The organism is Apibacter raozihei, assembly GCF_004014855.1.
GTDB lineage: Bacteria > Bacteroidota > Bacteroidia > Flavobacteriales > Weeksellaceae > Apibacter > Apibacter raozihei.
Genome location: NZ_CP034930.1, coordinates 2,589,020 through 2,601,427, shown reverse-complemented (window position 1 = coordinate 2,601,427; position 12,408 = coordinate 2,589,020). Strand labels below are relative to the sequence as shown.

Annotated in this window: 9 protein-coding genes; 1 reads left to right on the top strand and 8 read right to left on the bottom strand. The window is 31.7% G+C overall.

Annotated elements, in window-relative coordinates:
- Positions 1 to 62: 62 nt before the first annotated feature.
- Positions 63 to 935 carry a DMT family transporter gene (locus tag EOV51_RS11550; protein WP_128152682.1) on the bottom strand — a complete coding sequence of 291 codons (873 nt, stop codon included), beginning with the start codon at positions 933 to 935 and terminating at the stop codon, positions 63 to 65.
- Positions 936 to 1,170: 235 nt separating this feature from the next.
- Entirely contained in the window at positions 1,171 to 1,707 is a 537-nt protein-coding gene (locus tag EOV51_RS11545) for a GNAT family N-acetyltransferase (protein ID WP_128152681.1), read from the bottom strand.
- Positions 1,708 to 1,775: 68 nt separating this feature from the next.
- On the opposite strand from EOV51_RS11545, the gene EOV51_RS11540 reads away from it, so the two are divergent.
- Positions 1,776 to 2,978 (top strand): aminotransferase-like domain-containing protein, encoded by a 1,203-nt coding sequence (locus tag EOV51_RS11540; protein ID WP_228427623.1) that lies wholly within the window; start codon positions 1,776 to 1,778, stop codon positions 2,976 to 2,978.
- Positions 2,979 to 3,306: 328 nt separating this feature from the next.
- Here the strand turns inward: EOV51_RS11540 and EOV51_RS11535 are convergent, their stop codons facing one another.
- The 6 genes from EOV51_RS11535 to EOV51_RS11510 all read right to left on the bottom strand — a co-directional run bounded on the left by EOV51_RS11535 (position 3,307) and on the right by EOV51_RS11510 (position 12,255).
- Positions 3,307 to 3,900, bottom strand: coding sequence for an acetate uptake transporter (locus tag EOV51_RS11535; protein WP_128152680.1), 594 nt, complete (start codon positions 3,898 to 3,900; stop codon positions 3,307 to 3,309).
- Between the two features lie 263 nt (positions 3,901 to 4,163).
- On the bottom strand, positions 4,164 to 6,848 hold the full coding sequence (locus EOV51_RS11530; protein WP_128152679.1) for a beta-N-acetylhexosaminidase: 2,685 nt from the start codon (positions 6,846 to 6,848) through the stop codon (positions 4,164 to 4,166).
- Between the two features lie 28 nt (positions 6,849 to 6,876).
- The gene (locus EOV51_RS11525; RefSeq protein WP_128152678.1) at positions 6,877 to 8,448 is read right to left on the bottom strand and encodes an OprD family outer membrane porin; all 1,572 of its coding nucleotides are present in this window, start codon (positions 8,446 to 8,448) and stop codon (positions 6,877 to 6,879) included.
- Between the two features lie 117 nt (positions 8,449 to 8,565).
- Positions 8,566 to 9,366, bottom strand: a complete 801-nt coding sequence (gene nagB, locus EOV51_RS11520) for a glucosamine-6-phosphate deaminase (RefSeq protein WP_128152677.1) — start codon at positions 9,364 to 9,366, stop codon at positions 8,566 to 8,568.
- Positions 9,367 to 9,370: 4 nt separating this feature from the next.
- Positions 9,371 to 11,359, bottom strand: a complete 1,989-nt coding sequence (locus EOV51_RS11515) for a glucosamine-6-phosphate deaminase (RefSeq protein ID WP_128152676.1) — start codon at positions 11,357 to 11,359, stop codon at positions 9,371 to 9,373.
- A 32-nt stretch (positions 11,360 to 11,391) separates the two neighbouring features.
- Positions 11,392 to 12,255 (bottom strand): ROK family protein, encoded by an 864-nt coding sequence (locus EOV51_RS11510; protein WP_128152675.1) that lies wholly within the window; start codon positions 12,253 to 12,255, stop codon positions 11,392 to 11,394.
- Positions 12,256 to 12,408 lie beyond the last annotated feature (153 nt).

Sequence of the window (12,408 nt, the reverse complement as noted above, 5' to 3'; positions counted from 1 at the left end):
TTTGTTATTATTTTAAAATAGCTTATTATCAATTTTTAATAATAAGCTATTTACTAATTTATTTATTTATTTTTTCGTGTAGAAAAATACGTTTGAAGGGCTACTGATAAAATAACAAAGAATAATCCTAAATAAAAAGCAAAATTAACCTCTTTGCTTTCATTAAAAAACATAAAAGCCATTGCTATTGCATATATTGGCTCTAAATTGAAACTTAAGTTTACTGTAAATGCAGGAATGTTCCTTAATGATTCGGCAAATAACACATATAAGCCTACAGTACAGAATAAAGATAATAATAATAGATATAAAGTATCCTTAAAATCCGGTACAAGACTGTTGACAGGAAAAAAGTAAAGATAAAGTGGTAATAATAAACCTAAACCAACAGTCCCTCCTATCATTTGATAGTAATTTATTATTTTGCTGTCATATATTTTCACTAGTTTCTCATTATATATAGTGTATAATGCAGCAAAAGAAGAAGAAATTATTCCTAAAATTATTCCCGTCTGGTAGGAAGTATCAAAATGAAAGATTAAACTTATACCCAAAAGAGTGACGGCACTCAATAGCAATTCTGTTATATTAAACTTTTTCCGGTTAATTATGGGTTCAAAAATAGCGGTAAAAAAGCTGGTTAAACAATAGCAAACGACTCCTATGGATATGTTAGAATATTTAATGCTGGCATAGAAAAATACCCAGTGTATTGTTATAAACATTCCTACTCTTGCTATTTTAAATCTTTCTTTAAAATTATGAGTTGTATCAACAACTTTGAATATTTTTAAAATTAAAAATAAAATTAAAAAGGAAAAAAAAACGCGGTACCATACCAGCAATCCTTCATTCAATGAAATTAATTTGCCAAAAACTCCGGTAAAACCAGCTAGTAATACGGCTACATGTAGTATTAAATATGACTTTTTCATAAAAAATTATCTTCCTGCCTTTTTTAAAAGGCAATAGTTTTACTTATTAATAATTATACTTTCCAGGATAATTACATTATTTGTTCCTGGATTTTTTATAAACATTCTTAAATTATTAAAATCGTAGTGGTGGAGGAAGACAACTTTCCCTATTCATATATTAAATTTTAAACAAATATAACAGTTTTATCAGATAATTTGTAATTTATTTTTATGTTATATTATACTTTATTTTTTATAATTTTAACCATTTCTCCTTATTCAATTCATAAACAAAATCAGGATTTACAGGTTCTTTTGAATGGTATGCAATATTTTCTTCACTTATTTTTTCAGCCCCTAAACGTGTAACTGCAATTTGAGAACGAATATTAGTGGCTCCGACCTGAAAGTATATTTTATCAACATATTGAAATATATAGTTAATCATTAATTTCTTTACTGAGGGATTAATTCCTTTACCCCAATATTTTACCGCATAAAAAGTAAAACCTATCATAATGCTGTTCTCATTCTCTATATAATTATAAAAACGTGTACTTCCTATAAACTCGCCGGATAATTTATCAATTATTACATATGCTCCTCCACTTTCCATTCCGCCTTTAAAAAATAACTCGAAAACTTCTTTTTTCCATCTGTCATTTACCGGGTGTTGTTTCCATATAGCAGGATCTGAGGCTACTTTATAAAGTAAATCAAAATCCTTTTCGTCCAAAGGATTTAATAATATTTCATTATTCTCTAAGGGTGTTTGTATTGAAAAATTCATAACCTGTGTTTTTAATTTTTCAAATTTACTCTTAATTTGGACTACCTTTATATACCAATTTTATTAAAATGGATAGTCCAATAATTATTTCGTTATTTTCACAGTTAAAATTAGATAAATACGCAAATACGTCTTTATATATTCAACTGAGTGATTATATTATAGATGGCATTAAACAGGGAAAATTATTACCCGGATATAAACTTCCAAGTACAAGAAGACTCTCAGAGCTACTTAATATTAACAGAATAACTGTTAGTAAAGCTTTTCAGGAATTGGAACAACAGGGTTGGATGGAAAGCTTTATTGGAAAAGGTAGTTTTATTTCATCTTCTTTACCTCAATTATCTAACTATGAGTTCAGTCCGGGTAATTCAGATTTTTTAAAACATTCAGGTTTTAAAATTTCAAAAAATATTTCCATTGATTCTCATTATCCGGTTATAAATTCTCGTTTACGTTTAGATGATGGTTTTCCCGACTTGAGACTCAGCCCAATTAAAGAATTAACTAAAGCGTATCAAAATCAAAGCAACAGTCGTAAATTTTATTTTCAATATGGGACATATAGTACTCCTTCAGGTTCACTAATTTTAAGAAAATCGTTATCTGAATATTTAAATTATTCTAGAGCTTTGCAAACTACGGAAAATAATATTTTAACTGTAAAAGGCACTACTATGGGTATACATCTTGTATGCAGTGGTTTACTTGAACCCGGAGACTGTGTTGTAATGGAAAATCCCGGATGGAAACGAGCGGAAGATAATTTTAAATTTTTTAAGGCCGAAATATTGAAAGTCTCAGTTGATACTTACGGGTTATCAACTGAGGAATTGGAAAATATATGCATAAGAAAAAAAATACGTTTAGTCTACGTAACTTCTCATCATCAATATCCAACTACTGTTACTTTGCGGATGGATCGTAGGTTAGAATTAATTAGGTTATCTGAAAAATATAAATTTATACTCTTTGAGGATGATTATGATTTTGATTTTCATTATAAGCAAAAACCGTTACAACCACTAGCAAGCTTAGACAAACATGGAATGGTTATTTATTGTGGTTCTTTTAGTAAAATTCTTGCCCCTGTTTTTCGATTAGGTTATTTGGTTGCTTCCGAAAATGTAATTGAACATTTAACTAAAATACGTTTGATAACCGACAGACAGGGTGATTATGTGTTAGAAAATGCAATGGCTGAACTAATAGATGAAGGTATTATTCAAAGATATTTACGAAAAGCTGTGAAAATATATAAGGAATGAAGAGATTACTTTTGTTTTCTTCTTAACAGAGATCTTAAGGATCAGATAGAGTTTTCTATTCCTGAAGGAGGCTTGGCGGTATGGTGTCAGTTTAATATTAAAACGAATTTGATTAATTTGTCTAAAAATGCACTTATTCATGAGTTAGATATTTCGAATAGTCATATAGTACATAATCAACCTTTGCATTCAAATTTTATTCGTTTAGGATTTGCCTCCAGCACATTAGAAGAATTAGAGGAAAGTGTATCAATTTTAAAGCAAATAATGTAAAGCAAAATAAAGAGATAATAAGTTACTTCTTTATTTTGCTTTATATATTTTTAAATCAAAGTAAAGGTCCGCCTACGGGTAAAACTGATTTTCCAAAGTATCCTGACAAATATTTTGCAAATAATGCATAAAAAGTCAATAATGAAATGGTTAGTTCTGAGTATGAGGCTACATCGTGCCAAACATCTCCCATTCCAAATGAATCCATACTTAGTGCAAAAAACAGCAGACAAATATCAGCCATTAACAAAAACATTACTACTGACATTTTTAATGAAGAAATGGTTAATACAATACTTAAGAGTAAATAGGAAATAAATGCGAATCCTAATTGTTTGGTATCGGTTGTTGAAGCTAATGTATCTCCAAAACATCCTAATTTTATCAGCCAGCTGAAACAGACGGTTATCCAAAAAAGACCGTAGGCGCAAAAGGCAGTAGCTCCAAATAGGTTATTATGTTTAAAATCGTAAAATCCTGCAATCAGTTGAGCAATCCCTCCCAAAAAGAGAGCCCAGGGTATTACTAATGATAACCCTTCTGTTATTCCCATTTTTTGAGAAGATGCTACTAATGTTACCAAAGCAAGGCCAAATAAGCCAAGAGGTGTAGGATCTGCTACCTGAATTTTCATTGCTCTTATTTCCATATTATTACAATTTTGTGGTTTATATTTTATTTTGAATATAGTTTTTATAATTTATCAACCATTATTTATAATGTTTTTATTTGATTATCTAAATTATATAAAATTTTGATTTTCAATATTAACATATATTAATATAATTGCAAATACCTAGTTATAGGAAAAAAATACCTAAGAAGTCTTATAATTTATTAATTAAAATATAAACAGTCCCGTTTAAAATATATAAACAGGACTGCTTTCATAATTAAAAAAAATTAGATCTATTAATTTATATATTCTGATCTACTGGTTCTTTTACCATCTTTAGATCGACTACGAATCATAACATTTTGTGCGTTATCTGGTAATCGTACCGGTTTATCATACGCAATCCAGGTTTGACCTTTATCTGTTGAGTATTCGATATTTAAAGAAGGTAATATAATATTGGCAGTTAAAACCTTATTATTAATTTTTGCACCTGGTACAGGTAGTCTGTAAAGAATTTCTGAATTTTCAAGTTTAGAAAGTTCTTTTTGACCTACATAATTAGCAAATTTAATCCAGTCTTTTTTTAGTAAATCTGTATTTACCCAATGGGTTTCTCCTTTTTTGTAATTTCTGCCCTTCTGATAATCTAATTCCCAGTCAGACTTATGCCATGCGCGTTCAGCAACTGCTAATAAACGTGGAAAAAGCATATATTCCATTTCTTCAGGTGTACGAATGGTTTCTTCCCAGATATGTGCTGAAATTCCGGCTATACCTTTCCAATCTCCAACTGATTTTCCTTCAAAAACGTTTCCGTCTCTGTCTACGGATGTTTCGGCATTTTGTGGTAAATTTTCGGGAGCAAAAGAAAAGACTTTTTGAATATTATTAGATCGGGTAGCCCAATAATATCCAGGTTCTTTTGTATTAACTTCGTTGGGCATATCCAGATAAACATAATCCGGATTGGAAATAACAACCTGATATCCTTTGTTCCTCCATTCATTAACAGATTGACTTCCTCCCCAATATAAAGGATCCCAAAAGTTAACATATACTTTATCAGTCGCAAAATCTTTGCTGTTATCTACGTGTTTTAGTCCATCCTGCCAGGCCTGCATAGATTTAATATTTAAATTTTTTAAGATTTTACTTACTTCTACGGCAAATACTCCTGGTAAATGTTCAAAATTCTGAGCTTTTCCCTGAGCTATAAAATTTTTACAAACCTGAGATTTTTCAAAAGGATGATCTTCTTTACTTTGATCGATAGTTCCTTTCCATGTCACTTTATCTGCTGCATTAATATCCTGAAATCCAGCTCCGAATTTAATATTTTTAGCCTCATCTCCTCCAAAATGCCAGGTAGTTATCGGATGGCCTGCTTCTTTATGCATGGCAGCCATTTCTTCAATAATTTTAGTAACAAACTTTTTTGAAGAATCCATACATAGATTCAGATATCCTGTACGATCATAATATTGTACAGAAGTAGTATTTGAAAGATCTGTCGGATCTTTAAGCCTGAATTCTTCAGCTTCTTTAAGCTTTCCTTGATTTTTTAAGCGGTTATATCTTGCTTCCATAGATACGACTGCTGCTCTTGCATGAGCCGGCATATTAATTTCCGGAATTACATCAATATATCTTGCTTTGGCATATTTGAGAATGTCAATATAATCAGACTTAGTGTAAAATCCTGTACCCGCATTATCTGAAAATGGACCGGATCCCAGTTGTGGCAAAAGACAATTTTGCTCACTTAAATCATGACATCGTTTTCCACCAACTTCGGTAAGTTCAGGAAGACCTTGAATTTCAATTCTCCAACCTTCATCATCTGTAAGGTGAAAATGAAATTTATTCATTTTGTATTTTGACATCTGATCCAATACTTTTAAAATAGCTTCTTTACTTTTAAAGTTTCTTCCCACATCTATCATTAAACCTCTGTAGTCAAATCTTGGATAATCTTCAATTTTCAAAGCCGGAAGAACGGCAGGTGTTTCCTGAGGTAATAAAGATATTACTGATTGTACTGCATAGAACAGGCCTCTTTCATCATAGGCAACTATATCAGTTCCATTATCTTTAATTTCTAATTTGTAAGCACCTGAAATTTTATTTAAAAATTCTTTAGGTTTGATATTTCCAACTATTTTATATCCTTGAGTACTGACAGGTATGTTACATCTTTTAAATTGATTTTCCAAGACAAGTTTACTTTCACTATCCAAACCTTTTATATCCAGATTTATTCCTTTATCTGTTAAAAGAATATTGGTCTTATATATTTCCGCTTTAACCGGAGTTGGCAATATATGACCGCGTAAATCCTGAGGTGATAGTAGGGTAATTGTTTGATCCTGTTCAAATCTACTTTCAGGGTTCATTAAAATGTTGTGATCTTCTGGAGTTCTCTTCCATAAATCTCCAGTAATCGGGCTTACATAAAAAGAGGTATCTTCCGTATCTGTATTTGTGATAATTTTGGGTTGAGCCTGTCCTGAAGTGACATACCATCTGGGCATTACATCTGTTTCCTGCAATTGCCAGTATTCTCCAATAATGGGTATATCAGTTACTTTGTTCGATTGAAAACCTGTAAATAGATTTGTTGGTTCCAATTTATGTAAATCACCGGTTATATGACTAATTTTGAATTGAGGATTATCTACTTTTAATATTCTTCTTATGCTGTGAAAATATATGGTCCAGTTTTTATCATTTATATCTTTACCTTTGTTATAAAATGATATAAGAGCTTTATTACACGATCCCCAATCAGCTCCCAGAGCAGAACAATCCACTCCGTGAGAAGCTGCGAAATTGTCAACGATTTTATAATTCAATTGTAATTGGCTACTCATTACATCTACAATCATCTGCTCTGAAGTATGGTTGTTTGTTTGTGCCACAATGTATGGAGACATACATATAAAAAAAGCAGTAATTAAAGAAATTTTTAAGGTTCTCATAATTTATTATTTTAGTGAGCTAAAGAGTTTATTTTTGTGGTGATAAAACCGTAAAAGGCAAAATCACAAATATTTTAAGGTCATGTTCATCCTGGAAAATGTTTCCATATCCACCAGACCACGGAGCGTTTTTCGAATTATTATTGTAATTGGTATAATGTATTTGAAACAAAGTACCTTTGAAACTACCTTTGGGAATAACATAACCTAAATCCAGATTCCAGGCTCTTTCCCAAATTTTCTGGGTTTGATCATATATTGGATTTTTGCTGGGTCGTGCATCCCAACCGTAAGCATAAGATGCTGCAATTTTAAAACCTTCAAGGAAAGAAAACAGATTTTTTAAATCATAACTTATTTCTCCAAAAATCGCTTTTTCATCATGAGCATCAAAATCAGAACGAGAATTCCACCAGATATCTAACCTTCCTTGCGTAGATGCATAAGCTGAAGTCATTCTTTGTAGGAAAAATCCTTGTTCACCTTTTGCCTGTACAGCTGTTCCCTCTAATTTCCATCCAACAGGGCCCGTTTGATAAAATAATGTGATTCCCTGTAACCAAGCCAATCCGTCATATACTTTTGTTCCTGAATGATCTTGATCCTGTGAACCGTAAAACTGGTAACTCATGCTTAGCGGATTGTTTGCAATATTTGTTTTATAAGATATTTTACCTAAATATTGATTGAGATAATGTGCACTTTGTCCAAAAGCAGCTTCCAATACCAAATTATTTTTAAAATCGTACTTTGCTCCTAAGGAATGCAAATAATTTACTCTTTCTGAATCAGGACCCATTCTGTAAAACTTATCCAGTTTTCTATACCAAGGAGTTTTATATCGATCGGTCCACATATAGGAGGCAGAAAGAACACCTGATTTTCCAAAGTCTAATACTGTTCCAACTTCGAAACCTTCATAAGTTCCAGGTAATAAACTCCAGTGTGGAGCTAACAAAGTCTGACCAGAAGGTTGAATATACCCTACTTTTGCCCAAAGATAATTTTTTAATCTAAAATCGATTAAGGCTTTATAAAAGCTTACTCCGTCAGAATCTTCATCCCAGGTTTCTCTCCAACGCGATTTATGGTTACTGAAAGCTATTTCACTAGGTAAAGTAGTTCCTCCGCTATGTGGCTGCCAAACTCCATAACCACCCAGTTCTACTGAAAACATTTTGGCTATAGGTGCCGATTTAAAATTTAATTCGGCAGTAAAAGTTGTTTGTATAATGTCATTTACATAGTCTTTGGTGATTACGTTTTTACGCTCTCTGTTCCTATCCCAAAAATATAATGTACCACCCAATGAAGATTTTTTTAAAAATCCTTTTTTACTATTTTGGGTAGTGAGATCATCAGCAGCATAAATTTCATTTTGTAATAAAGAATCGGGAGGTGTGTTAAGTCTCTCTTTTAATTTTGTGCTATCTGTGTCTATTTTAATATTCTGCTCTATTGAATAAAATATGTAATTAACCGAATTTAGGTTTATTCTAGCTTTAAAATCAGAATTATAATAATCTGATATTGCACAGATGCTACCGGATAAAAATATTGGAGAAAGCAGAATGAGTGATAATGAATATATATATCTCATTATTTTGTGGTTAAAATGTTAATATTTATCTGGCATTTACATGTAATTTAATAATATAAAGAATCTCCCCCTATATCATTTTATTAAATAAATGCCAGATAAGCAATAAGTTACTGTTTAATCTATGTGTATAAGATTATCTTTCTCTAATTGTTTAAAATACCTGTAGGTACCTACAGTTATTTCATAAACAGCCAGTTCATCACAAACAATAATACCTTTAGGATGCAACTGTAATGCTGAAACAGTCCATCTCTGGCTTATTCCTCCTTCAATCACTTTTGCAAGCGCTCTCGCTTTGCTGTGTCCGTTGGCTATTATTATAACTTCTTTAGCACTAAGAATAGTTTCAACTCCTACAGTCAAAGCCGTTTTAGGTACTTTGGTCATGTCGTTGTCAAAAAATCTGGAATTAGCAACTATCGTATCTTCGGTTAGTGTTTTAATACGTGTTTTAGATGTGAATGAAGATCCAGGCTCGTTAAATGCAATATGTCCGTCAGGACCAATTCCACCTAAAAAAAGATCTATTCCTCCAACACTTTTTATTTTTTCTTCGTAATCATTGCACTCTTTTTCCAGATCTTCGGCATTACCATTTAGAATATTTATATTTTCCTGCTGAATGTCAATGTGATCAAAAAAATTTGTTTTCATAAAAAAATGATAACTTTCCGGATGATCTTCTGCAATACCTACATATTCATCCATATTAAAAGTAATCACATCTTTAAATGTAACTCGTTTATCGTTATATGCATTGATTAAATATTGGTAGGTTCCTAATGGCGTAGAACCCGTGGGCAGTCCTAATACAAATTTTTTGTTCTTTTGCTGAGCTTTGTTAATTTCTTTTATGATATATTCTGCTGTCCAGTAAGATACAGAATTATAATTGGGTTGAATTAGTAATCTCATAAATTTAGTGTTGTAAAAGTTTATATTCTACAAATGCTTCAATAGCTTCGTAGCTTGCTAATCCCAGCTGATGATACTTTTCTGCTGTAGTCCTGTTTCTTTCTTCAGATCTTTGCCAGAAAAGACGTTCATCTGATCCTAAAAATGGAGCATTTTCCATTTGAGACTGATGTTTTAAAATAGCATTTCTTTTAAATCTAAGTTCTTCGGGTGACATAGGAACAGCCATTTCAATATGTTCAATTTCCCATTCCTGCCAGGCTCCTCTGTACATCCATATCCGGCAGTCATTAAGCCACTCTTCTCCCTTTAATTCATCAAAAGCAGCTAAAATTGCATCTAAACATACCTTATGCGTTCCGTGGGGATCTGCTAAATCTCCTGCCACAAAAACCTGATGAGGCTTTACTTCTTGTAATAAATTTTTAATGATTTTTACATCTGCTTCAGAAATCGGATTTTTCTTAATCTTTCCGGTTTCATAAAATGGAAGATCTAAAAATTTAGCTTTATTTAAATCTGCACCAACGTACCGACATCCATTTAAAGCTTCTTGTCTTCTTATATGTCCTTTAATGAATAAAATATCAGGGGTATCAGAATCTCCTTCCTTTTTTTCATGCAAAACATAATTTAAAATTTCTTCATATTTTTTTTGCAGTGCTATATTTTCAGAATCATATTTTTTCCTGACATCTTCCAACAAAGAAACATATCTGATAAGATCTTCATCTCCTACTGCAATATTTCCTGAAGTTTGGTAAGCTACGTGAACATCATGCCCTTGTTCTACTAAACGCCTGAATGTTCCCCCCATAGAAATAACATCATCATCGGGATGTGGGCTAAAAAGTATAATCCTTTTAGGATAGGGCTCTGAACGTTCCGGCCGATTAGTATCATCAGCGTTTGGTTTTCCACCCGGCCATCCGGTTATGGTGTGTTGTAAATCATTAAAAACTTTAATATTTACATTATATGCTGAATTATAAAGCGATAAAAGTTCTTCCAATCCATGATCCTGATAGTCTTTATTAGTAAGCTTCAAAATTGGTTTATCCAATTTTTCACATAGCCAGACAATAGCTCTTCTAATAAGTTTATTTGTCCAATTGCAACTGGACACTAACCAGGGTCTGTTAATTCTTGTTAGTCCGTATGCTGCGCTTAGGTCTGTGTAAATAGATGCATTGGAATGATTCTGAAGACAAGTTGCCGGAACGGTATCGGTTATGCTTCCTTCTACGGATTCATATACACTTTTAGATTTGTCTTCGCCCCAAGCTACTAAAGCTATTTCTTTGGACTTCATCAGGCTTGAAATACCCAATGTTATAGCACTTGACGGCACTTTTTCAATTGTTCCAAAAAAATTGATAGCTTCCTTTCTAGCTTGTAAATTTAAGAGTACTAAACGGGTAGACGAATTAATACTTGCTCCAGAAAAATTCAGGCCTACTCCTCCCCCTTGGCTTAAATTAACTAAAATATAATCTAGTCCTCCTTTTTCTTTGATTAATCTTTCATAGTTTTTGCAGTAGTCTAATATTTCTTCTTTAGGAATATTTCCTTCCGGAGAATGCACATTGCTTTTTTTAATATCTACCTGATCAAGTAATAACTCATTTAAAAGGCTTAAACATACAAGTGTTTGATTTTGAGGTTGATAAAATTCATAAGTATTAAAAACAATTACATTTTCAAAACTAAGACCTTCTTCTTTATGTTTTCTTACCAATTCACTATATATAGTTTGAAGCGCATAATCACCACATAATCCCAATACAAAAACTTCATTTAATTGTTGTTTTGATTTAATACCTTCGGCAATGGTATTTGCTATACCAATGGAGGCTTCTACCTGAGATTCAAAAATATGGGTAGGTATTTTTTCGTATCGGGTTAATACCGATAACTCATATTCATTTTCGGGTTTGTAAAATTGTTTAGGAACTGTATTTAATACAATTTTAGAGCTTAAATTAAATTTCATACGATTATTGTATTTAAAATTAAGATAATATATTAAACTGATTTAGATACTTCTCTATTAACTAAGGAAGCAGCTCCTAAAACGCTTATATCTTTAACTTCTGAAAGACGAATAACCAGTTTTTCGACATTTTTAGGAAATAAAAAACCTTCTAAATATTTATACATAGAAGGCGAGAAAAATTCAAAAGACTTGGAAACACTTCCACCAAAAACAATGGCCTGTGGATCATAAGTAAATAATACAAAAGAAACCAAAGCACCTACATGTTTACCAAATTCTTCCCAAATTTGCAAGGCTTCCGAATTTCCTTCTTTTGCCTGATTAAACAAATCAAAACTGGTAGTATGACTGTGGAAACGTTTGAAAAAATGACTACTGCAATATCCTTCGTACGTAGAATCTAAATAAGGTACGCACCCAATTTCTCCAGCGGCAGTATTTGCGCCAATATAAAGTTCATCATTAAATATAAGTCCTGAACCTAACCCGGTTCCCATAGCAACGCAAACAATATTGCTAAATTCTTTTGCTAAACCGTAATGTTTATGTCCTAATGCAAAGCAATTAGCGTCATTATTTACATAAGTGGGTACCGAAAATTCTTTTTCAAGTATTTCTTTAAGATGTACTTCTTTCCAGGAAGGTATATTATTTAAATTATATACAATTCCTAGTTTCACATCAATTGTAGATGGAACACCAATCCCAATACCGACTACATCTGGCGTAATTACTTCGTGAATCATGTTTTTAACCTGATTCACAATTACATCTTCAGGCTGATCTGCTTTGCAAGGCTCTTTAAGAATTTTAATTATTCCTGAGTCATCTACTAATGCCACACGAATATTGGTACCACCAATATCGATGCCAATTTTTTTTAAGTTGTTCATAATTAATTTTTTACTAATATATTATAAAATATATTTTAATTTATATAATAAGTATAAAGAGTTTATAGGTATTAATACTATTTGTATAGTAAACAAATATAAGTTAAAATCTTAATGTATCAAAATATTTTAGATTAGATATTGTATTATTTT